14 protein-coding genes are annotated in these 22,211 nt (G+C 74.5%); 9 read left to right on the top strand and 5 right to left on the bottom strand.

Translation table 11 applies throughout. The features are described from left to right. Positions 1 to 3: 3 nt before the first annotated feature. Positions 4 to 741 (bottom strand): 4'-phosphopantetheinyl transferase family protein, encoded by a 738-nt coding sequence (locus ACZ6IM_RS27790; protein WP_469560005.1) that lies wholly within the window; start codon positions 739 to 741, stop codon positions 4 to 6. A 171-nt stretch (positions 742 to 912) separates the two neighbouring features. Here ACZ6IM_RS27790 and ACZ6IM_RS27785 point away from each other — a divergent pair, with 171 nt between their 5' ends. The 8 genes from ACZ6IM_RS27785 to ACZ6IM_RS27750 all read left to right on the top strand — a co-directional run bounded on the left by ACZ6IM_RS27785 (position 913) and on the right by ACZ6IM_RS27750 (position 17,435). Next, the gene (locus ACZ6IM_RS27785) at positions 913 to 2,145 is read left to right on the top strand and encodes a hydroxymethylglutaryl-CoA synthase family protein (protein ID WP_052842002.1); all 1,233 of its coding nucleotides are present in this window, start codon (positions 913 to 915) and stop codon (positions 2,143 to 2,145) included. A 7-nt stretch (positions 2,146 to 2,152) separates the two neighbouring features. Further along, on the top strand, positions 2,153 to 2,947 hold the full coding sequence (locus tag ACZ6IM_RS27780; protein WP_469560002.1) for an enoyl-CoA hydratase-related protein: 795 nt from the start codon (positions 2,153 to 2,155) through the stop codon (positions 2,945 to 2,947). Further along, entirely contained in the window at positions 2,935 to 5,265 is a 2,331-nt protein-coding gene (fabD, locus tag ACZ6IM_RS27775) for an ACP S-malonyltransferase (RefSeq protein ID WP_469560000.1), read from the top strand. The genes ACZ6IM_RS27780 and fabD (ACZ6IM_RS27775) overlap by 13 nt, the downstream gene beginning before the upstream one ends. Positions 5,266 to 5,399: 134 nt before the next feature. Continuing rightward, entirely contained in the window at positions 5,400 to 11,516 is a 6,117-nt protein-coding gene (locus tag ACZ6IM_RS27770; protein ID WP_469559997.1) for a beta-ketoacyl synthase N-terminal-like domain-containing protein, read from the top strand. Between the two features lie 42 nt (positions 11,517 to 11,558). Next, positions 11,559 to 13,118: an MDR family MFS transporter gene (locus tag ACZ6IM_RS27765; RefSeq protein ID WP_469559994.1), complete on the top strand. Its 1,560-nt coding sequence runs from the start codon at positions 11,559 to 11,561 to the stop codon at positions 13,116 to 13,118. Between the two features lie 138 nt (positions 13,119 to 13,256). After that, entirely contained in the window at positions 13,257 to 14,156 is a 900-nt protein-coding gene (locus ACZ6IM_RS27760) for a DUF6039 family protein (RefSeq protein ID WP_469559991.1), read from the top strand. Then, positions 14,153 to 16,483 carry an ACP S-malonyltransferase gene (gene fabD, locus ACZ6IM_RS27755; protein WP_469559988.1) on the top strand — a complete coding sequence of 777 codons (2,331 nt, stop codon included), beginning with the start codon at positions 14,153 to 14,155 and terminating at the stop codon, positions 16,481 to 16,483. Before ACZ6IM_RS27760 ends, fabD (ACZ6IM_RS27755) begins: the two co-directional genes overlap by 4 nt. A 19-nt stretch (positions 16,484 to 16,502) precedes the next feature. Then, positions 16,503 to 17,435 carry a DUF6039 family protein gene (locus ACZ6IM_RS27750; RefSeq protein ID WP_052841998.1) on the top strand — a complete coding sequence of 311 codons (933 nt, stop codon included), beginning with the start codon at positions 16,503 to 16,505 and terminating at the stop codon, positions 17,433 to 17,435. A 70-nt stretch (positions 17,436 to 17,505) separates the two neighbouring features. On the opposite strand, the gene ACZ6IM_RS27745 is transcribed toward ACZ6IM_RS27750, so the two are convergent. Together ACZ6IM_RS27745 and ACZ6IM_RS27740 are read right to left on the bottom strand one after the other, a co-directional pair. Further along, a complete protein-coding gene (locus ACZ6IM_RS27745; RefSeq protein ID WP_052841997.1) occupies positions 17,506 to 17,871 on the bottom strand; it encodes a VOC family protein in 366 nt (121 codons plus the stop codon). A 113-nt stretch (positions 17,872 to 17,984) separates the two neighbouring features. Continuing rightward, a complete protein-coding gene (locus ACZ6IM_RS27740) occupies positions 17,985 to 18,386 on the bottom strand; it encodes a DUF3224 domain-containing protein (RefSeq protein WP_052841996.1) in 402 nt (133 codons plus the stop codon). Between the two features lie 169 nt (positions 18,387 to 18,555). On the opposite strand from ACZ6IM_RS27740, the gene ACZ6IM_RS27735 reads away from it, so the two are divergent. After that, the gene (locus ACZ6IM_RS27735) at positions 18,556 to 19,272 is read left to right on the top strand and encodes a PIG-L deacetylase family protein (RefSeq protein ID WP_052841995.1); all 717 of its coding nucleotides are present in this window, start codon (positions 18,556 to 18,558) and stop codon (positions 19,270 to 19,272) included. A 55-nt stretch (positions 19,273 to 19,327) separates the two neighbouring features. Here ACZ6IM_RS27735 and ACZ6IM_RS27730 read toward each other — a convergent pair whose 3' ends face one another. Further along, a complete protein-coding gene (locus tag ACZ6IM_RS27730) occupies positions 19,328 to 20,074 on the bottom strand; it encodes a class I SAM-dependent methyltransferase (RefSeq protein ID WP_469559982.1) in 747 nt (248 codons plus the stop codon). Next, positions 20,071 to 22,125 (bottom strand): alpha/beta fold hydrolase, encoded by a 2,055-nt coding sequence (locus ACZ6IM_RS27725; RefSeq protein ID WP_052841993.1) that lies wholly within the window; start codon positions 22,123 to 22,125, stop codon positions 20,071 to 20,073. Before ACZ6IM_RS27725 ends, ACZ6IM_RS27730 begins: the two co-directional genes overlap by 4 nt. Positions 22,126 to 22,211 lie beyond the last annotated feature (86 nt).

Below are 22,211 nucleotides of genomic sequence, written 5' to 3'. Positions count from 1 at the left end.
TGGTCACGGCGGGCCGAGGTGCCGCACCACCGTCACGTCCGGTCCGTGGCCCCGCCGTACGGCCACCGCGAGCAGATGCCGGTCGCCCCGGGACCACTGGGCGAACTGCCACCGCGGGCCGTCGTCGTCGGCCGCGGTCAGCCGGGGCCCGCCGGGGGCGTCCGGCGTGACGGCGTAGGAGTCCGGGGGCAGCAGGAAGCCCAGGCCGCGCGCCTTGCCGTACGCCTCCTTCAGCGTCCAGTGCCGCAGGAACACGCCGCCGCGCTCGCCGGGCGGGGCCGCGAGGACCCGGGCGGCCTCCCGGGGGTGGAACATCGCGCGGGCCACCCGCACGGGGTCCACCGGGCGGTCGGTGACCTCCACGTCGACGCCGCAGTCCAGCTCGGGACAGACCAGGCAGACCGCGAGTCCGGGGGCGTGGGCGACGCTGAAGCGCAACCGGGGCACGGTGGGTGGCCCGGCGAGCTCGGGACGGCCGTGCGGCCCCGTCGTCAAACGCCATTCGGCGGGCCGCACCTCGGGCACGCACCGGCTGAGCGCGGTCCGCAGCAGAGTGCGGGCCGCGACGTACAGGCGGCGGTCCGCGACCCGGCGGAAGGCCGCCGAACGCCGCCGCTCCTGCGCCGAGAGCAGGGCGCGGTCGCCGTGGGCGTCCGGTGCGACGGCCCAGACATGCGCGAGGGGAGCGCCGGTGACCGGGTGGTGCAGGGCGACGCGGGGCGGCGGCGTCTCCTCGGCCATGGCGCCTCCCCGCTTCCCGTGCACGGCCGTCGGGCCTTCCGCGGCGATTGTCGAGCCTGCGGCGCACGCAACCGGCCCCGCCGTGCAAAAGTGAGCAGATCCGCGAGGCCCGTGCCGGTTACAACCGGGAGAGCCGGGGCCCGGTGGCGGCCCCCGACCGCGGGAGCGACCATGGCCGTCGGCATCGAAGCGATCAACGCCTACGTGGCACGCGCCTGTTTCGATGTGGCGGAACTCTTCCGCGGCCGGGGCCTGGACATGAGCCGGTTCGACAACCTCATGATGCGGCAGAAGTCGGTCAACCTGCCCTGCGAGGACGCGGTCACCAACGCCGTCAACGCGGCGAAGCCCCTCCTGGACCGGCTCACCACCGAGGAACGCGACGCCGTCGAACTCCTCGTCGTCGGCACCGAATCGGGACTCGACCTGGGAAAACCCCTCTCCACGTACATCCACCACCACCTCGGCCTCAGCCCCCGCTGCCGCTCCTTCGAGGTCAAACACGCCTGCTACGGCGGCACGGCGGCCCTCCAGACAGCCGCCGGCATCATCGGCGCCTCACCCGTCGAGACCGCCAAGGCACTGGTGATCGCCGCCGACGCGCCGAGCGCGGCGGCCCGCGGCACCTACTGGGAACCCTCGGAGGGCGCCGGCGCGGTCGCCCTCCTCGTCGGCCGCGATCCGCGGGTCCTGGAACTGGACCCGGGCGCCAGCGGTCTGCACACCTTCGAGGTGATGGACACCCTGAGGCCCCGCCCGGACCTGGACTACGTCGACTCCGACGTGTCCCTGCTGTCGTACCTGACCTGCCTGGAGCGCAGCTTCGCCGCCTACCGAGAGCGGGTGGCCGGCGCCGACGTCGTCGACAGCTTCCAGCACCTGGTGCTGCACACCCCGTTCGCCGGCATGGTCAAGGGTGCTCACCGGAAACTGCTGCGCACCCACAAGGGCCTGGGACCCCGCGAGGCGGCCGAGGACTTCACGCTCCGGGTCGCCCCCACGCTCCACTACGGCTCCCGGGTCGGAAATCTCTTCTCCGCCTCGCTGTACCTCGCCCTGTGCTCCCTCCTGGACCACGGCGACCCGGAAACCCCCTGCCGCATCGGGCTGTTCTCCTACGGTTCCGGGTGCGGCTCGGAGTTCTTCAGCGGCGTCCTCGGGGAGGAGGCCGCGGACGTCGCCGGGCGGATGCGGATCGGCGCCGCGCTCGACGCCCGGCGGGCACTGACCATGGAGGAGTACGACGCCGTCACCGAACTCGGCGGCGACCGCGCGTTCGGCGTGCGGGACCTGGACGTCGACACCAAGCCCTACGCGGACCTGTACGGCGAACTCGCCGACGGAGCCGGGCTGCTGGTGCTCGACCGCATCGAGAACTTCCACCGCCTCTACTCCTGGAGCTGACCGACCGATGAGCCACGGCACCGTCCGGGTCAGGCACCAGGAATCCGCCGTCCTGCGCATCACCCTGAACCGGCCCGAGCGCGGCAACACCGTCGACTCCGCCCTGATCGCCGACCTGCACGAAGCCCTGGACGACGCCGAGAACGCCGACGACTGCCGGCTGGTCGTGCTCGACTCGCCGGGAGGCACGTTCTGCAACGGGATGGACATGGGCGAGGCGGCGGGGGACATCCGCACGGGAGCCGCCCACGGCAGGGACGCGGAACGGGGAGCAGACAGCGGTTCGGCGTTCTTCGGACTGCTGCGGCGGCTCACCGAAGTGCCGCGGATGACCCTCGCCTGCGTGGACGGACGGGTGGCGGGCGGCGGTGTGGGACTCGCCGCGGCCTGCGACCTCGTCCACACCACCGAACGCGGCGTGTTCAGCCTCCCCGAGGCCCTGTGGGGACTGCTGCCGTGCAGCGTGCTCCCGTTCCTGGCCCGCCGCACCGGCGCGCACACCGCGGGCACGATGACCCTCACCACCCTGCCGCTCACCGCCCAGGAAGCGGTGCACCGGGGACTCGCCGACGAACTCTCGCCGGACCCGGGCCCGTTGGTGCGCCGCTTGCTGTCCCGGCTGACCAAGATCGACGCCCGGATGATCGGAGAGGCCAAGGGATACCTGTCCGCGCTGCATCCCGTCACCGCGGAGACCGAGCGGCGGGCGGTCACCGAGTTCGCCCGGCTCGCCGCGGCGCCCGGCGTCCGCGAGGGCATGGCACGGTTCGCCGCCGAAGGGCGCTACCCGTGGGAGCGGTGAGCGCCGGGTCCGGGCCGTTCCGGAACGGAGCACCAGGAAGGCGGCCGACGGGCGTCGTATGGGCCTTTCCGGGCCAGGGCTCCCAGCGCAAGGACATGGGCGCCGGCCTCTTCGACCGCCACCCCGGCACGCTCGCCCGCGCGGACGCCGTACTCGGCCGCTCGGTCCGTGAACTGGCCGCCGATCAGGCCGCGTTGCGCGACACCCGCGTCCTGCAGCCCGTCCTGTACACCATCGGCGCGCTGACCTACCTCGACCGTGCCGCCCGGGAGCCGCAGCCCGACTGCATGATCGGACACAGCCTCGGCGAGTACACCGCCCTCTACGCCTCCGGCGCCCTCGACTTCGAGACCGGACTGCGGCTCGTCGTGGCCCGCGCCGAGATCATGGGGCGGGCGAGCGGGGGCGGCATGCTCGCCGTCGTGGGACTCGACGTCGAGCGGCTGCGGGAGGTCATGCGCCGTGAGGGCGTGGACGACATCGACGTCGCCAACCACAACTCGCCCGTGCAGACGGTCCTCTCCGGCCCCGAGGACTCCGTCCGCGCCCTCGCGCCCGTGCTCCGCCGTGAGGGCGCGGGCAAGTGCGTACTGCTGCACATCAGCGTCGCCGCCCACTCCCGCTACATGGCCGGGGCAGCCGACGAACTCGGCGCCGTCCTCGACACCGTCACCTTTCACGAGCCCCGCGTCCCCGTGGTCTCCAACGTGACGGCCCGCCCCCACCGGAGTGACCGGATCGCCCTCCGGCTGCGCGAGCACATGTGCCGGGAGGTGCGCTGGTGGGACAGCCTGGCCCACCTCGTCGAACAGGGGGTCACCGAGCTGGTCGAGCTGGGCCCCGGAAGCGTGCTGACCAAGCTGTGGGCGACGGCCCGGGCCGAGCTCGCGCCGCCGCGGAACGGGCCGCCCCCGGCAGCGCGGGACGGGCAGGACCGCGAGGCGCGAACAGTGCGGGGGCCGGGGCCGGGGCCGGGGGCAGGAGGTGACGGCGCGGCGGCACCGGGAACGCGCACGCGGCCGGCCGCGCCGGGACGCCGCCGCGCCCCGGTGACCCGGGAACGGCTCGGCTCGACGCGGTTCCGGGAGCGGTACGGGACCGAACTGGCCTGGGTCGTGTCCGGGACCGGCGACGGAGCCGTGGGCGACGAGGTCTGCCGGGCCGCCCGGGCCGCAGGGCTCGCGGCCTGCACCGACCCCGTCCCCGGCGCTCCGCCCCAGGAGTCGCCGGGCCGTGCGGGCCGGCACGGCTGGGGGATCGGACTGTGCCCCGGGGCGGACGCGGACGAACAGGTCACCGCACTGCTGGCGCACGAGGTGCGCTACGTCGAGGCCCGCCACCCGTACGGCCCCGACGCGGCACTCGTCCGCTTCCGCTTCACCGGCGCCCACCGCCGCCCGGGCGGCGGCCCCGTGGCCGTACGGCACGTCGTCGCCCGCGTCACCGGACCCGACCAGGCCGCCGCCTTCCTGCGCCCGCCCGCCCCGGCCCTGCTCGCCGAACTCGTCGGCACCGGAGCCCTGTCGGCTCGCGAGGCGGACGTCGCCCGTGAGCTGCCCGTCGCCTCCGACCTGGCCGTCCAGCACCCGGGGGGCTGGCACGACGGCGGCGCCGACGCCTACCACCTGCTGCCCGCCGTGGCCGCGCTCGCCACCCGGAGCCCCGGGCCCGAACCCGTGCACGTGGGTCTGTGCGGAGTCGTCGGCACACCGGAACAGGCCGCCACCGCCTTCGCCCTGGGCGCCGCCTTCCTCGTCTCCACCTCCCTCACCGCCTGCGCACCCGCGGCCCGGCTGGCCGACCCCCTCAAGGACACCCTGGCGAGGGCCGTCGATGACGACGTCACCTGGGCGCCCACCGAACGGCACGCCACCCTGGGGGTCCTCGCACGGGTCGTCCGCCGGGGCACCCTGTTCCCCGCCCGGGCCGGCCTGCTGTACCGGCTCCTGCGCGAACACCGCTATTTCGCCGACGTCCCCGAACCCCGGCGCCGGCACGTCGAGGAACACCTCCTGGGCGGCCCGGCCGCCGAGCCGCCTGCGGCCACCGGAGCCGACGGACGCCTGCGCACGGCCGACGTGTTCCGCGGATACGTGCGGGAGACCGCCCGCCGTACACCGGCCGGCGCCCCCCTGCGGCCCCTGGACCACCAGCTGCCGTGCGACCCGGACCTCACCCACTTCAACCGTGCGGCGGCAGGCACCCCGCTGGCCGCGTGGACCGCACGCACTCCGGCCGCGGTGGCCGGACACCTCCTGACAAACGCCGCGGAACTGCTCACCGAGCGAGCCCCGAAGCGGGCCGAAACGCGCCCATGAACCAGCGGACACACCAAGCAATCGCTACGGTCTGCGACGGACAGTGGGGCCCCGCCCACGGGACCCCACGGGCATGCGGCATGCCCGGACCAGCCCGGACCGAGCCCAGGCCGACACCCGTGGAGTGAGACGGCATGAACCCTTTGGAGCGCACCGACAGCGACATCCCGCCCGGCGGCGCCGGTACGGCCCCGGTCGACCCGTGCGTCGTGCTCGTCTCGGCCGGCGACCCCGACCGGCTCGCCCGCGCCGCCCGCGACCTGCGTGACCGGCTCGGCACGCTGCTGCGCCAGGACCGGGCGCCCGCCGCCGCCGACGTGGCCTGGACCACCCAGACCGGCAGGGTGCCCATGCGGCACCGGCTCGCCGTAGTACGCCCCGACCTGGACGGGGTCGTCGCCGCGCTCGAAGCCTTCCTCGCCGGCCGCCCGGACCCCGCCGTCCACACAGGACGGGCCGGGCAGGCACCGGCCGGTGCGCCCGGCACCGCCACCGACGCGGCCCGGCTGTGGGCCCAGGGCGCCGACCTGCCCTGGGAGACCTACTGGCACACCCCCCGGGCCCGTGTCGCCCTGCCGGTGTACCCGTTCACCGCCACCGACGCGCCCGCGCCGCCACCGACGGCGGAGCCCGCCGCCGGCGCCGCTCGGGACACGGGGGCGGACACCCGGGCGGCCGAGCTGGAGACGGCCCTCCTGGACCGGTACGCCGAGGTGTCCGGGATACCCCGGGACGAACTCGACGCCCACACGCCCTTCGTGGAGTACGGGCTCACCTCCCTCCAGGTGGGCGAACTCAACCGGCTGCTCGCGGACGACTGGGGGGTCGGCACCCGGACCCTGTTCTTCGAACACGGCGACATGGCCCACGTGGCCGAGGACGCCGTGCGCCGCTGCGGGGCCACCCCGCGCCGTGCGCCGGACGCCGGACGACCGCGGACCACGGCCGGGCCGGCCGCCGCAACGAGAGCCGCCGCGGAGCCCGGCCCGGCCGCGGAGCCCGGCCCCGCCGAGGAGGCCGACGGCGCGATCGCCGTCATCGGTGTCGCGGGCCGCTTCCCGCAGGCCGGGGACCTGGAGGCGTTCTGGGCCAACCTGGAGTCCGGGCACGACTGCGTCACCGGTCTGCCCGCCGACCGGCACCGCCCCGGCTGGCCCGTCGACGAGATGATCGGCGGCTTCCTCGACGGCGTCGACCGCTTCGACCCGCTGCTGTTCGGCATCACCCCCCGCGACGCCGCCCTGATGGACCCGCACGAGCGCCTCTTCCTCGAGACGGCATGGGCCGCCCTGGAGAACGCCGCCCACCCCCGGCAGCGGCTGCGCGAGCGGCACGGGTCACGCGTCGGCGTCTACGCGGGCGCCATGTACGCCGACTACTCCTTCTTCGGCGTGGAGGAGACCCTGCGAGGGCGCCCCGCCTACAGCGGCGGCGCGCTCGGCAACATCGCCAACCGGGTCTCGTACATCCTCGACCTGCACGGCCCCAGCCTCGCCGTGGACACCATGTGCTCCTCGTCGCTGGCCGCCCTCCACCTGGCCGTCCGCGCGCTGCGCGCCGGTGACTGCGAGGTCGCCCTCGCCGGGGCCGTCAACCTCTCCCTGCACCCGAACAAGTTCGTGCAGCAGCGGCTCATGTCCCTGACCTCGACCTCCCGGCGCTGCCGCAGCTTCGGCGCGGACGGAGACGGGTTCGTGCCGGCCGAGGCGGTGGGCGTACTGGTGCTGAAACCACTGGCCCGGGCCCTGGCCGACGGCGACCGGGTGCGCGCGGTGATCCGGGGCACCGCCATGGTGCACGCCGGACGCACCAACGGTTACATCGTGCCGTCCCCCGTCGCGCAGGGCCAGGTCGTCCGGGACGCCCTCGCCGACGCCGGGCTGCGGCCCTCAGACATCGACTACCTGGAGGCGCACGGCGCCGGCACCGCGCTCGGGGACCCCGTCGAGATCGACGGCCTCGCCCGGGTGTTCGGCGGCGACGACCGCCCCGCGGGGTCGCTGCCCATCGGCTCGGTGAAGTCCACCATCGGGCACGCCGAGGCCGCCGCCGGCATGGCCGCGCTCACCAAGTGCCTCCTCCAGATGGAACACGGCACCCTGGCCCCGACCCTGCACGTGGACCGCCTCAACCCGAACATCGACTGGGACGCCGTGCCCTTCCGCCCCCAGGACGGGGCCGCCCCCTGGCCCCGGCCGGCCGGACCGGACGGCGCCCCGCGCCCCCGCCGCGCGGGCATCAGCTCCTTCGGCGCCGGCGGGACCATCGCCCACGTGGTGCTGGAGGAGTTCCCCGCCGCCGCCCGCCAGGACCCGCCCCCCGTCCCGGCGCCCCGGCTGCTCGTGCTCTCCGCCCATGACGAGGCACGCCTCAGGGACACCGCCTCCCGCCTCGCCACCTGGCTGCGCCGCCCGGACGGGGCTCCGCTCGCCGACGTCGCCTGGACCCTGCAGACCGGCCGTGAACCCCTGCGCGAACGCCTCGCCCTGGTCGTCGGCGACGAGGCGGACGCCGCCGCCCGCCTGGCGGAGTTCGCCGCCGGCCGGGACCCGGACGCCGCGAGTGCGGCACGCGGTCGCGCACCCCACGGCGGCCGGCCCCAGGGACGCCTGCTGCCGGAGGGCCCGGACCCCGACCTCACCGCGCTCGCGCGGCACTGGGTGAGCGGCGGGCCCGTCGACTGGACCCGGCTGTACACCGGCTCCGCACCGCGCGTCACCACCCTGCCGTCCTACCCCTTCGCCGCGATGCGCTGCTGGATCCCCGAGCAGGACTCCGCCGGCGGACCCGCCGCCTTCCCGGACCCGCGTCCCGGCCGTGACACCCCGGCCTCGCCACAGGACGCCCGGGACATCGAGTTGCTGCGCCGCGAATGGCTGCCCACCGGAGAGGCGGCCGACGGGAGCGCCCCCGCCGAGGGCGCCGTGGTGTGCCTGTACGGCACCGCGACCCGAGCCGTGGCCGACGCGCTCGCCCGCACGGCACCGCCCGGCGCCCTCGTCCCGGTCCTCGTACACGACGGCCACTCTCCGTCCGGCGCGGCTGAGTTCGGCGACGACGCCCAGGCCGACGCCGTCACCAGTGAACTCCTCGCCCGCCATCCGCTGATCGCCGGCTGGATCGACCTCACCGACCTCGACCGGCCCGACCCCGCCGCCCCCGGCCCCTGGACCGCCCGCCTGCTGCTGATCCGCCGGCTCGTCGGAGCCCGGCCCGGCGCCCGGCTGCGCGGCCTCCAAGCGGTACGAGGACTCCAGGACCTCGACGGACCCGCCCCCTGTCCGTCCGGTGCCCGCATGGCCGGGTTCCTGCGCTGCCTCGGCGCCGAGTACCAGCGGCTGGACACCACCGTCCTCGACACCGACCTGCCCACCACCGACCCGGAACGGCTGGCCGCCGCGCTCTGGGGCGAGTGGCACCGGCCCGGCGGGCGCGCGGAGGTCTGCCACCGGAACGGACTGCGCTACGAACCCGTCCTGCGCCCCACCCTGGCCCGGCACACCCCGCTCGTACCGGACCCGGGCCGGGCCTACGTCGTCACCGGCGGCACCCGGGGCATCGGTGCCCGGGTCGCCGCCCATCTCGTCGAGCGCGGAGCACGGGCCGTCGCGGTGCTCGGCGGCAGGCCACTGCCGCCCCGCGAGCGGTGGGAGACCCCGGGAGCCCTCGGTGCCGCCGAAGCCGAGGCCGTCGCCGGCGTGCGGCGACTGGAACGGCTCGGCGCGCGCGTCCTGGCCCACGGCGGCCCGCTCACCGACCGCGCCGCCGTCGGTGCCTTCCTGGACCGGGTGCGGTCCGAACTGGGACCCCTGGCAGGCGTGGTGCACTGCGCCGGCGGTCCGGGCGGCGGCCGGCCGGCCTTCGTCGGCAAGGACACGGCCACCGTCCGCGCGACCTTCGCGCCCAAGACCGACGGCCTGGAGACGCTCGCCGACCTGTGCGAGGGCGACCGGCTCGACTTCTTCGTGGCGTTCTCCTCGGCCTGCGCCCTCGTCCCGCGCCTCGCCGTCGGCGTCACCGACTACGCGGCGGCCAACGCGGCGGCGGACCTGCTGCTCGGCCACCGGGTCCGTACCGGGGGCGCCCACCTGCGCTCCGTGGCCTGGCCGATGTGGACCGAGAGCGGCGCGGCACGAGGGAAGGACAACGTCTGCGCCCCCGTCGGCCTGGACACCGTCGACGACGCCACGGGGCTGCGCATCCTGGAGCAGGTGATCGCCATGCCCTGGGGCGGCACCGTCCTGCCGGCCCTGGCCCTGGACGCCTCCTTCGACGCGGAGACCCTGCTGGACACCCGGACGGACCGGAGCCCGGCCGCGCCACCGGAACCGGCACCGGCACCGGAGCCCGCGCGCACCGGCAGCGGCCCCGCCTGGCTGGTCCCGCTGGTGTGCGCGGTCCTCGGCACCCCGGAGACCGACCTCGACACCACGGCCGACTTCACCGACCTCGGCGTGGAGTCCGTGATGCTGGGGGAACTGCTGGAACGCGTCGAGGACGCCGTCGGCAAGCGCCTGCCGCCCTCGCTGCTGCTGGAGCACCCCTCGGTGCAGCAGCTCCACGACCACCTGACGTCCCTCGGCCTGGCTCCGCGGCCCGTCCCGGTGGCGGAGGCACCCGTCCCGGTGGCCGAGGCACCCGTCCCGCCCGCTGCCGCTGCCGCTGCCGTGCCGCCGCTCCCTGTCCCGGCGGCGGCCGCCGCGGCCCCCGCCGGCCGCCGTACCGACGGCCATGTGGCCGTCATCGGCATGGCGGGGCGGTTCCCCGGCGCACCGGACGTCGCCACCTTCTGGCGCAACCTGGTCGAGGGCCGCTGCGCCGTCACCGAGGTACCGGCCGACCGCTGGGACACCGCGGCCCACTACCGCCCGGAGTACGAACCGGGACGCAGCACCGGGAAGTGGGGCGGCTTCCTGGACGGTCTCGACCTGTTCGACCCCGGGCCGTTCCAGCTCGGCGACGACGAGGCCACCGTGCTGGACCCGGGGATCAGGCTGTTCCTGGAGGCCACCCGCGACTGCCTGGCCGACGCCGGCTACCGGGGCGAGGAACTGCGCGGCCGGGACGTGGGCGTCTTCGTCGGCGGGCGGATCTCCTCCTACCCGCTGCGCGCGCCGCTGCGCCCCGACGTCCTCCAGTCCGACCAGAACTTCCTGGCCGCCCAGGTGGCCCACCGCTTCGACTTCCGGGGCCCCGGCCTCGTGGTGGACAGCGCCTGTTCGTCCTCCCTGGTGAGTGTGCAGCTGGCGTGCCGCAGCGTGCTGTCCGGGGAGACGGAACTGGCCCTGGCCGGCGGGGTGGAGATCCTGCTGGACGAGCGGCCCTACCTGGAGTTCAGTGCGGCCCGCGTGCTGTCGCCCACCGGCCGCTGCCGTCCCTTCGACGAGCGGGCCGACGGCATCGTGCCGGGGGAGGGCTGCGGTGCCGTCCTGCTGAAACCGCTGGCGGCCGCCCTGCGCGACGGCGACCGCGTGCACGCGGTGATCGAGGCGGTCGCCGTGAACAACGACGGCCACACCATGGGCACGACCACGCCGAACCCGGTCGCGCAGACCGACGTCGTCCGCAGGGCCCTGGCCGCGGCCGGGCGCCGGGCGGAGGAGATAGGACTGGTGGAGGCGCACGGGACCGCCACCCGGATCGGCGACCCGATGGAACTCAAGGCGCTCACCGACGCCTTCGCGGGCGCCGAGGAGCCGTACGGCCGCTGCGGCATCGGCAGTCTGAAGGCCAACGTCGGTCATCTGCTGAACGCGGCCGGCGTGGCGGGTCTGATCAAGGTCGCGCTGAGCCTGGAGCACGGGGTGGTGCCGCCCACGCTGTTCTGCGACACGCCCAACCCGCGCTTCGACTTCGCCCGCTCGCCGTTCCGGCCCGTGACCGAGGCCGAGGCGTGGACGGCGCCGCCCGCGCGCCGGGTGGCGGGGGTCAGTTCCTTCGGTCTGGGCGGTACCAACGCCCACCTCGTCGCCTCAGCCCTCGACCCGGCCGAGCGTCCGGCGGGCGTACCGGTGCGCGAGCCGCTGCCCGCGCCCGCCTACGCCCGACGGCGGCTGTGGCTGGACCGGAAGGCGGACGGCGGCTCCGCCCCGGGCCCCGTGCCGTCGGCGGCCGAACGCCGTACGTCTCCCGTGCCGCGGACGGAACCCCGGCCGGCACCCGCCCGTGCCGCCATCCTCGATCTGCACTTCGTCACCCGCCGGGTGACGGACGGCGTTCCCGAATCAGGTCCGGCGGCGCGGGTGCCGTAGCACCCGGGCCGCCCTTCACCACCACGGAAGGAAGCACCCCCCATGGAGAACTCCGCAGAGGCGGCCCCCGGGCCCGCGGACGCGGCACCGGCCCTGCCCACTCCTCGTCAGGCCGCCCTGGCCATCGCCGGTGTGATGGCGGGGATGCTGCTGTCGGCCCTGGACCAGACCGTCGTCAGTGTCGCCCTGCCCAGCATCGTCAGTGAACTGGGTGGTCTCGAACGGCTGCCCTGGGTGGTCACGGTCTACCTGGTCACCTCCATGGCGGTCACCCCGCTGTGGGGCAAGGTGTCCGACCTCTACGGCCGCCGGACCGTGGTGCAGTGCGCCATCGGCGTCTTCGTCGTGGGGTCCGTGCTGTGCGGCGTGGCCCAGAGCATCGGGCAGCTCATCGTCTTCCGCGGCATCCAGGGCCTCGGCGCGGGCGGTCTGTTCGTGCTGGCGCTCGCCGTGATCGCCGACGTGGTGCCACCGGAGCGCCGAGGCCGCTACCAGGGCCTGTTCGGGGCCGTGTTCGGCCTGTCGAGCGTGGTCGGGCCGCTGGTCGGCGGCTGGTTCACGGACGGTCCGGGCTGGCGCTGGATCTTCCTGGTCAACGTGCCGGTCGGGGTGCTGGCCCTGGTGGCCACCGCCGTCGGCCTGCGCGTCCGCGGTCCCCAGCGCCGGCACACCATCGACTTCACCGGCGCCGCCCTGGTGGCCGGTGCCGTCGTGTGCGCCCTGCTGTACCTGAACTGGGCCGGCGAGGCCCACGGCTGGGCCGCGCCCGGCTCGCTGGCGCTGGCCGCCGGTGCCGTCGTGCTCGGTGCCCTGTTCGTGTGGGCGGAGAACCGGGCGGCCGAACCCGTCATCCCCATGCGCCTGTTCCGCAATCCGGTCTTCGGCGTCGGAGCCCTGTTCGGACTGCTCGCCGGGGCCGCCATGTTCGCCGGCATCGTGTACCTGCCGCTGTACTTCCAGACTGTCATGGGCATGTCGTCGACGCGCTCCGGACTCGCCATGCTGCCCGCGATGTTCGGACTGACCTTCACGTCCATCGCATCCGGTCAGCTGATCAGCAAGACCGGACGGTACAAGGTGTTCCCCGTCTCCGGTTCCGCACTCCTGGTCGTCACCATGCTGCTGCTCTCCCGGGTCGACGCGGGCACCCCCTACTGGCAGATCGGCCTGTACGCCTTCCTGTTCGGCGCCGGAGTCGGCCTGGTGATGCAGCCCGTCATCACCGCCGTACAGAACTCCGTGCCGCCGCAGGACATCGGCGCGGCCACCAGCTCCGCCAACTTCTTCCAGCGCATGGGGTCCGCGGTCGGGGTCGCCGTCCTCGGCACCGTCCTCACCAGCCGGGTCGCCGACCGGCTGGCGGACGTCGGCCAGGACGCGGCACGCGCCGCCGACCAGGGCGTCACGGCTCTGCACCGGCTGCCCGAACCGGCGCGCGGCGACGCCCTGGACGGCTACGCCCACGCCATGGGCGACATGTTCCTGGTGTGCGTCCTGCTGGTCGGACTCGCCCTCGTGGTGTCCCTGTTCCTCAAGGAGATGCCCCGCGAGAACGACCCGGCCGCCGAGGAGCCGGCGCAGGAGACGTCCACGGCAGGCTGACCTGCCCGGGCGGGCGGCACCGTCCCCGGCCTGCTCAAAGTTGTGCAGCCCCTGCGCGGCGGTCCGCCTAGCGTGGCTCGCGCCGGCCCCAGGCCCGGCACGAGCCACGCATCCTGCGCACTGGAAGGACGGCCATTCATGGACCAGCGGACAGCCCGGAGCGCGGCCGGTCCCAGCCCCGCGTCGGCCCAGAGCCCCGTGCCCACCGACAAACTGCTGCACTCGGGCAACTCGGGCTTCACCATCGCCCGCAGCGCCCAGCTGAAGTACGAGCACCGCGACGAGGGCCGCAAGCTCTTCGCCGACGTGATCGCCTACATGAACCAGTCCGACCTCAACGGTGCCTCCTTCTACTTCTACGAGGAGGCGTTCGGCAAGCAGGACCGGGTGCACTGGCTGATCCACTGGAAGACCCCGAACGACTACGCCATCAGCCTGCACATGGTCGATCACGACGAGAAGATGATCGACCTGCTGGAGAGCGACCGGGTGCCCGAGGACGCCGGCGCGGGTGTGTGGGGCCGGGCCGTCGTCGAGGGCTCCGTGCGCGAACGCATCCTCGTCCCGCAGCACGGGCTGGTGCACGAGGAGGAAGATCACGACAGCGGCGAACTCTGGGTGGACCCGGCCAGACTGCAGACCGACCAGTCCGACACCGAGCTGCTGCACTCCGCGAACTCCCTGCTCACCCTGCACCGCACCGGCCAGGCCTCGCACGAGTTCCGCAAGGAGGCCCGGCTGTACGCGTTCGCCTGGCAGAACGAGGTCAACCGCAAGCTGCCCGGTCGCGCCACCTCGTACCTCTACGAGGAGACCTTCGGCGTGATGGACCGGCTGCACTGGCTCATCCACCTCAAGGACTTCGACGCCTACCAGGAACTGCTCGAACTCGAGCGCACGGACGCCGACTTCCGGGCGCTGGGCGAGCGGCAGTTCATCGCCGAACGCAAGGGCGGCGGCACCTGGGGCCGTTCCTTCGTGCCCGGCACCATCGAGGACACCGTGCTGCTGCCGTACCAGCTCCGCCCGGGCGCGTGAGGGCCTGGCTCTTCGCCGGCCAGGGGGCACAGCGCGTCGGAATGGGGCAGGGTCTCTTCGACCGCTTCCCCGAGTACGTGGCGGCCGCCGACCGCGTCCTCGGCGAGTCCGTGCGCGACCTGTGCCTCGACGACCCCGACGGCCGGCTGAACCGGACCCGGTGGACCCAGCCCGCGCTGTACGTGGTCAACGCGCTCGCCTGTGCGCAGGCGCTGGCGGAGGGGCCCGCACCCGACGTCCTGGCGGGACACAGCCTCGGCGAGTACAACGCACTGCTCGCCGCGGGCTGTTTCGACTTCGAGACCGGCCTGCGGATCGTGTGCCGGCGCGGGGAGCTGATGGGTGAGGCGGACGGCGGCGCCATGCTGGCCGTGGTCGGCCTGTCGCCGGACGCCGTCCGAGCCCTGCTCGACCGCAGCGGCGCCACCGACGTCGACCTGGCCAACCTCAACACCGCCACCCAGGTGGTGGTGTCGGGGCCGGCCGAGAGCGTCAAGGCGCTCCGCGCCGCCGTGCGGGCGGCCCCGGGCGCCCGCTGCGTCCCGCTGGCCACCAGCGGTGCCTTCCACTCCCGGCACATGCGCCCCGCCCAGGAGCGCTTCGCCGCGTTCCTCGACTCCGTCGAATTCCGGCCACCGCGTATCCCGGTGATCGCCAACGTCACGGGCCGGCCCTATCCGGCCGACGGCGTGGCGGACCTGCTGGCCCGGCAGATCGCGGCTCCGGTGCGCTGGCACGAGACCCTGCGGGAACTGGTCCGGCTGGGGGTGACCGAGACCGACGAGTTCGCCCCGCGCCCGATGCTGCGGCAGATGTGGGAGTCGGTACGGGCCGAGCCGGACACCGTGCCGCAGCCGCAGCCGCAGCCGCAGCAGCCCGTACCCGTGCCGGTGGGGGTGCGCCGGGAGGCCCCTCTTGTCGCCCCCGGGCCGGAAACCGCCCGGGACCCCGCCGCCGCCCGGCTCGGCAGCGCGGAGTTCCGCCAGGACCACGGCGTGCGCTACGCCTACCTCGCCGGCAGCATGTTCCGCGGGGTGTCCTCGGTGGAACTGGTCGCCCGGCTCGGAAGGGCGGGCCTACGCGGCTACTTCGGCGCCGGCGGACTGGACCTCGGCGCCGTCGACAAGGCCCTCGCCGAACTCGCCCGCACTCCGGGCCTCGACGGCCGCTACGGCGTCAACGTGCTGCACGACCTGACCCGTCCAGGCGCCGAGGACGCCCTGACCGACCTGCTGCTGCGGCACGACGTCCGGCACGTGGAGGCCGCCGCCTTCACCACCGTCACCCCGGCCCTCGTCCGCTTCCGGTTCACCGGCGCCCACCGCACCGCGGACGGCGCCCCCGTCGCCGTACGCACCTTGGTCGCCAAGTGCTCGCGTCCCGAGGTGGCCGCCCACTTCATGGCGCCGCCCGCCGAGGAACTGCTGCGGCGCCTGGTCGCCGGGGGCGCGCTGACCGGGGCCGAGGCCGACGCGGCGCGCGGGCTGCCGGTGGCGCAGGACATCTGCGTGGAGGGCGACTCGGCCGGCCACACCGACGGCGGGGTCAGCCTGGCCCTGGTGCCGACCACGGCCGCGCTCGCCGCGCGACTGACCGCACAGCACGGCTACGCCCGCCGTCTGCGGGTGGGGGCCTGCGGAGGGCTGGGCACCCCCGAGGCGGTCGCGGCGGCCTTCGTGCTCGGCGCCGACTTCGTGGTCACCGGCTCGGTCAACCAGTGCTCGCCCGAGGCCGGCACCTCGGACGCCGTGAAGGACCTGCTGGCCGCCCTGGACGTCCAGGACACCGCGTACGCGCCCGCGGGCGACCTGTTCGAACTCGGCTCCCGCGTCCAGGTGGTCCGCAAGGGCACCCTCTTCGCGGCCCGGGCCAACAAGCTGTACCAGCTCTACCGCGGCCACAGCGGCCTGGACGACCTGGACGAGGCCACCCTCACCTGGCTGGAACGCGACTGTCTGCGCGCCTCGCTGGACCAGGTGTGGAAGCAGACGTGCGCCCATTACCGGGACACCGGACGCGACCACGAGATCGAACGGGCCGAGCGGGACCCCCGGCACCGGATGGCGCTCCTGTTCAAGTCCTACTTCGCCCGCACCAACCGGGCCGCCCAGGACGGGGACCCCGCCGAGCGGGCCAACTACCAGGTGCACTGCGGACCCGCGGCCGGCGCGTTCAACCGCTGTGTCGCCGGCACCGCCCTGGAGCCCTGGCGCGAGCGGCACGTCGAACGCATCGCCGAGCTGCTGATGACCGGGGCGGCACGGGTCCTGGACGAGCGCCTGGCCGCCTACGCCCAGCCCGGTCCCCACCCCTCGACCCACCCATGACACACACGAGGAGAGCGACATGACCCTGGACAGCGGCACGCCCGGTGTTCCGCCCGCCCGGCACCAGACCACGCAGCCCACCGACCGGATCCTGCACTCGGCGAACGCCGGGGTCGTCGTGGAGCGGGTCGCGCAGATAGCCGCCGGCCAGGGCGACAGCGCGCGCCGGCTGGCCCGTGAGGCAGCGGAGTTCGTCAACACCAAGCATCCCGGCCTCGCGACCGTGTTCGTCTACGAGGAGACCTTCGGTGTCAAGGACCGTCTGCACTGGCTGATCCACTTCCGGTCCCTGGAGGACTACGAGCGCCTGCTGCACATGGGCGGTCCCCGCGACTTCCGGGACGGGGTGCTCGGCGGCCATGTCTCGCAGCACCAGGCCGACGCGTGGCAGGCCGCGTTCGTGCCCGGCAGCGTGCGGGAGACGATGATGCTGCCGCACCGCTGGGGGATGTTCGGCACCGCCACCCAGACCATGGCCCAGGACCCGTCGATGAGTCCGCTGGCCGCCGACCGGGACGAGCCCTGGTTCGAGGTGCAGCCGGCGCACCATCAGACCGCCGTCCCCGCCGACCGGCTCCTCAACACGGCCACCGCCGGGGTGATCATGCACCGCGTGGTCGACTTCAGCTACAAGTACCGGGCCGAGGCCCGCCTGTTCGCCCGCACGGTCGCCGAGAACACCAACCTGAACGCCGACGGGGACGCCACCGCGCTGGTCTTCGAGGAACTGTTCGGGACCATGGAGCGGATGCACTTCCTCATCCACATGAAATCGCTGGGCACGATGTACAAGCTGATGGGCATCGACGCCCGCACCGACCCCGCGGCGCCGCGTGCCACGTACATGCAGGACTGGGTGCCCAAGGAGCAGGGCGGTGGGCGCTGGGACAGCCTGATGCTGGAGGGCAGCGGGAACGACGGCTGCCTGACGCCGCAGTACTGGGCGGACTGAGGGCGCACGAGGAGGCCGCGGCACTCGGGTGAGTGCCGCGGCCTCCTCGCGTTGTCCGGCGGGGCCGGCGTCAGGCCATGGTGGTGACGCAGAACGGGTGACCGGCCGGGTCGATCAGGACGACCCACTTCTCGCCGCCCGGCTGGTGGTCCGGCTTGGTGGCCCCCAGGGAGGTCAGCCGCTCCACCGACTCGTCCAGGTCGCTGACGCTGAAGTCGAGGTGCATCTGCTTGTCGTCACCGGGCCAGGAGGGCTGCTTCAGGCTCTGGACCCGCTGGAACCCGATGCGGCTCGAACCGTCGGCGGTACCGATGTAGGCGAAGTCCTCGCTCGCGAAGAGCGTCTGATAGCCGGTGACGGCGCTGTAGAACTCGGCCAGAGCCTTCGGGTCCGGCGCGTCGAGGGTGACCGCTGCCAGCTGCCCAATGGGGGACATGAAAGGTTTCCTTCCTCAGGACGATGATCGTCTCGGCGTGCAACCTCCGCGTGCACCTCCGGCGTTCGCGAGCCTAGGCCCTCACCGGTGCGGGCGCACGCGGATCGCCGGGACTACTCGAAGGAGTGGTCCAACGCGATCGCCGCGTGACCGTCCGGACCCGGGTTGTCGCAGAAGTAGGTGCCGGTCCCGCGCAAACCGGCCAACCCGCCCGTTCCGGAACCCTCCAGCACCTCCAGGGTGGCCTTGGCCGTGCCCCCGCCGGTGGTACCGGTGACCTGGAGGACGAAGCTGCCGCTGCGGTCGCCGATCCGGCCCGTCACCCGTTCCAGCGCCGTGAACACACTCGCCCCGTCGGGCGACAGGGCGATGAGGACCTGCTGGACGCCCTCGCCCTCGATCTGCCCCCGGTAGTGGTTGGCCACCTGGCCGTGCAGCAGCAGCGGAGCACCCTCCGTCTGCTGGTAGGGCGCGGGCTGCCAGGGATCCCAGGTCATGGTGCTGGTCGACTGCATGTGCTGTCCTCTCGCTCGCGGTACCTCGGCGAACCGGTGGCCGGACTGCCGACGGGGATCAGCCGGATTCTCGCGCCTGATTACCGCTGGATCTGCTCACTTTTGAGCGATGCAGAGAAAGGCAATTCCGGGGTACCGGGACAGGAAAGCGCGCTGTTATCTTCGAGGCATGACCGATGAATTCCAGGAAATGCCCGAGGACTGGACCCGCGCCCTCGCCGTGGTGGCGCATCCCGACGACATGGAATTCGGCGCGGCGGGCGCCGTGGCGCGCTGGACCGCGGCCGGGAAGTCGGTCGCCTACCTGGTGGCCAGCCGGGGTGAGGCCGGCATCGACTCGATGGCGCCCGAGAAGGCCGCCGAGGTCCGCGAGGCGGAGCAGCGGGCCAGTGCGGCCGTGGTGGGAGCGGCCGGAGTGGAGTTCCTCGACCACCCCGACGGCCGGATCGAGTACTCCGCCGAGCTGCGCCGCGAGTTCGCCGCCGCGATCCGCCGGCACCGTCCCGAGCTGGTCCTCGGCTTCTGCCACCACGACCACACGTCGACGGGACGCTGGAACTCGCCGGACCACCGCAACACCGGCCGCGCCCTGCTCGACGCGGTGGGCGACGCGGCCAACCGCTGGATCTTCCCCGAGGACGGCCCCGGCCCCTGGCAGGGCGTCCGCTACGTGGCGGTCTCCAACTCGCCCAAGCCGACCCACGCCGTGGACGTCACCGACCACATCGACCGGGCGGTGGCCTCGCTGGAGGCCCACGCCAGCTACCTGGCGGCCATGCAGCCGCCCGTCACCGACGTCCGCGGTCCGCTGCTGGGCCTGGCCCAGGCGATGGGGGCGCGCTTCGGCGGCCGTCCGGCGATCGCCTTCGAACTCATACCGCGCTGACCCGCCGGGCCGAACGCCCCCGGTCCGGACACCGCCGGGCCGGGGACGCGGCGGCTCAGCTCCTGACGTACACGCTGCGGTGCACGCGCCACTGCTGCACCCGGGGACGGTCCTGGTCGGGCAGGGCCCGCAGGGCGGCCAGCGCGGGCTCGACGACCCGTGCCCAGGTGTCGTCGTCGACGTCCCACAGGTACGGCGGCAGCCGGCGCTCCAGGCTCTCCAGGAGCTGCCGGGGGGTCGTGGCCCGCTCGTAGTCGGCGGCGAACTCGTGCCGCAGCCGCTCCAGCCCCACCTCCCGCGCCGCCGCGTCGAGGCCCTCGGGCGTGTCGGGGCGCCGCGGCTGCAGCACCGCCAGCCGGTCCAGTACGGCGACCAGCTCGTCCGGATCGGCGGCGGGATCGCCGTGCACCGCGAGCAGCCGCCCCCCGGGGCGCAGCACCCGCGCCGTCTCGCGCAACGCCCGGGGCATGTCCCCGACGAGGTGCAGGACGTGGGTGAACACCACGTTGTCGAAGCTGGCGTCGGCGAACGGCAGCGCCCTCGCGTCCCCCACGCAGACCCGCCCCGGGAGCCGTTCGGCCGCCCGTGCCAGCATCGGCGGCGACACGTCGACGCCGCGCACGTCGTGGCCCAGTTCGGCAAGTCCCGCCGCCACGATTCCCGTGCCGACGCCCACCTCGAGCACCGGGCCCGGAGCCAGGTCCCCGGCCAGCTGTGCCGCGGCCTGTCTGCCGCGTTCCATTCCGCCCCGCATCCGGTCGTAGTCGTCCGCGACCCGGTCGAAGGCCTTGGCCTCGGTCACCGCGCAGTTCCTTCCGTGTCGATGTGCCAGGTGATCTCCGCGTACCGCACGAGATCGGCGACCTCCCGCGGCGCGCGGACGAACTCCGTGATCAGCTCCGCCACCAGGACGGGGCGGTCGTGCGGCGCGTAGTGACCGGCGACGGCCAGTTCCGCGTACCGGGCGTGCGGGAAACAGCGCGCGGCCTCGCGGGCCCGGGCGGGAGAGGAGATGCCGTCGAACTCCGAGCAGACGAACAGCGTCGGCACGGCCACCCGGGGCGCCTGCGCCGCGGAGTCGAGCCGCCACAGATCCATGAGCTGACGGGCGTACCGCACGAGCACCTCGGCGTCCCGGAAGGGCCGCCGCACCTCGTCGGCGAGTGCCCGGCTCAGCACCCCGAGCACCCCCGCGTCCCGGGCGCCGGGGCTGCCCGAGCCGCCCGCGGCGCCCGGGGCCAGCAGGTCCAGCATCCACGCGGCCTTCTGCGGCCTGCGGTCCAGCGCGCGGCACACCGCCGCCAGATCGGACTCGTACTTGGTGTCCATGCCGTCCCAGCGGTCGTTCTGCCGGAACGTGGCGTTCAGGAACACCAGGGAGGCGACGGCCTCCGGACGGTGCTGCTGGAAGGCGGTGGCGATCTTGGCGCCGGTGCACCAGCCGAGGAGATGGGCGCGCTCGGCGCCGACGGCCTCCAGCACCGCGTCGATGTCGTCGAGCTGGTGCCGGGTCCCCCAGGCGGGATCCTCCCGCTCGGTGCCGCGCACCTGCCAGGTGACGACGCGGTGGTGCGGGGCCAGGTGGGCGCACAGCCGGGTCAGGAAGCCCGGTCCCTGCCCGAGCGCGTTCAGCACCAGGAGGGGCGGACCCTCGCCGGTCCCGCCCTCGAACAGCACCAGCGGCCGCCCCGCCACGTCCACGACGCGCCGCCGCAGACCACCATCCGTGCCCGGCGCCGCGTCCGGCGACGCCCGAGCGGCCCGGACCGCGCCGAACAGCTCCCACTGCCCGGCGGGGGAGAGGGAGGGGGCGCCCTTCGAGGGGGCGGTCCCGTCGGCGGGAGGCGGCAGCGGAGCCTCCGCGGTCGCGGTCGCGGTGGTGTCCGTGTCCGAGTCCGTGTCCTCGTCCGTCCCGCACAGGCGTACCGCCTGACGGCGTACGTCGGTCAGGCGGAGGTCCAGGAGCCGGTCGACGGCGTTGAACGCCGCGCGGTCCGGCACCGGGCGGACGTCGATGCCGTGCACCGCGCCGGCCCGGGCGAGCACGTCGGTCAGCGGGACCGGGGCGGGCCGGGGCACCGAGGAGAAGCCGTCGGGCAGGTCCCCGGGCGCGCCGGCCCGCCAGAGTTCCCCGGCAGCCCGTTCCGCGGTCAGCAGGGGCAGGCCGAGACCCGCCACACCGGCCACCCGCAGCGGTTGCCGCTCGAACCAGTCGGGCACCCGGTCCGCCACCTCCGCGCGCACCGAGTCCAGCGCCCACAGCAACCGGTGGGCGCCCGGCGGGCACTCACCCAGCGCCGGGGCCCGCGCGTCCACCACCGGCGCCGTGCGCAGCATCCGCCAGGACACCCCGGCGTCCAGGCACGCCTCCACGGCCATCCGTTCCAGGTCCCGGCAGGACCGCTGCGCCCGGCCGTCGTCCGGCGCCGGGTCCTGGCCCACCTGCACATAGCGGCGGGCCCCGAGGCCGGGCAGCGCGGCGAGCAGCGAGCCGGCCAGCGCGGCGTCCGCGCGTGCCCCACGGGCCTGCGACCGGTCCCAGCCCGGCACCACGCACCACACCTGCTCCGCCGGCCAGGTCTTCAGCTCGGCGTCCACGCCGTCCGGCTCTGCACACACCACGGTCAGCCGCCGCGCGTCGAGCCCGTCCGGCCCTTCGGCCCCGCTGCCGCTTTCCGCCACGAGCCCGGCCAGCTCCTCCCGTCCCGGAGCGGGCGCCCCGGGACGGGACCGGACGACGGAAAGCAGGACCACCTCGGTGCCGGCGGCACCATCCGCGGCCGCCAGGCAACGGGCGGCGAGCCGGCCGGCGAGGAGCGGCGACGTACCGGCGATCAGCACCCGTTGCGGCATGCGTGACGTCCTCCTGTGGCGAGGGGCGCCGCCGAGCTTCCGATTCCCGGGGCCTGGAAACAAAAAGAAGAACCCAGATGGTCCGC

It is taken from the genome of Streptomyces sp. NPDC042336 (assembly GCF_055581985.1).
Note: the sequence above shows the minus strand (reverse complement) of the source record. Positions and strands in the feature narration are given on the sequence as shown.

Coding starts and splice junctions, on each gene's coding strand:
- ACZ6IM_RS27735 (WP_052841995.1), top strand. CDS start 18,556: ATGACCGATGAATTCCAGGAAATGCCCGAGGACTGGACCCGCGCCCTC.
- ACZ6IM_RS27770 (WP_469559997.1), top strand. CDS start 5,400: ATGAACCCTTTGGAGCGCACCGACAGCGACATCCCGCCCGGCGGCGCC.
- ACZ6IM_RS27745 (WP_052841997.1), bottom strand. CDS start 17,871: ATGTCCCCCATTGGGCAGCTGGCAGCGGTCACCCTCGACGCGCCGGAC.
- ACZ6IM_RS27740 (WP_052841996.1), bottom strand. CDS start 18,386: ATGCAGTCGACCAGCACCATGACCTGGGATCCCTGGCAGCCCGCGCCC.
- ACZ6IM_RS27780 (WP_469560002.1), top strand. CDS start 2,153: ATGAGCCACGGCACCGTCCGGGTCAGGCACCAGGAATCCGCCGTCCTG.
- ACZ6IM_RS27750 (WP_052841998.1), top strand. CDS start 16,503: ATGACCCTGGACAGCGGCACGCCCGGTGTTCCGCCCGCCCGGCACCAG.
- ACZ6IM_RS27785 (WP_052842002.1), top strand. CDS start 913: ATGGCCGTCGGCATCGAAGCGATCAACGCCTACGTGGCACGCGCCTGT.
- ACZ6IM_RS27790 (WP_469560005.1), bottom strand. CDS start 741: ATGGCCGAGGAGACGCCGCCGCCCCGCGTCGCCCTGCACCACCCGGTC.
- ACZ6IM_RS27760 (WP_469559991.1), top strand. CDS start 13,257: ATGGACCAGCGGACAGCCCGGAGCGCGGCCGGTCCCAGCCCCGCGTCG.
- ACZ6IM_RS27725 (WP_052841993.1), bottom strand. CDS start 22,125: ATGCCGCAACGGGTGCTGATCGCCGGTACGTCGCCGCTCCTCGCCGGC.
- ACZ6IM_RS27765 (WP_469559994.1), top strand. CDS start 11,559: ATGGAGAACTCCGCAGAGGCGGCCCCCGGGCCCGCGGACGCGGCACCG.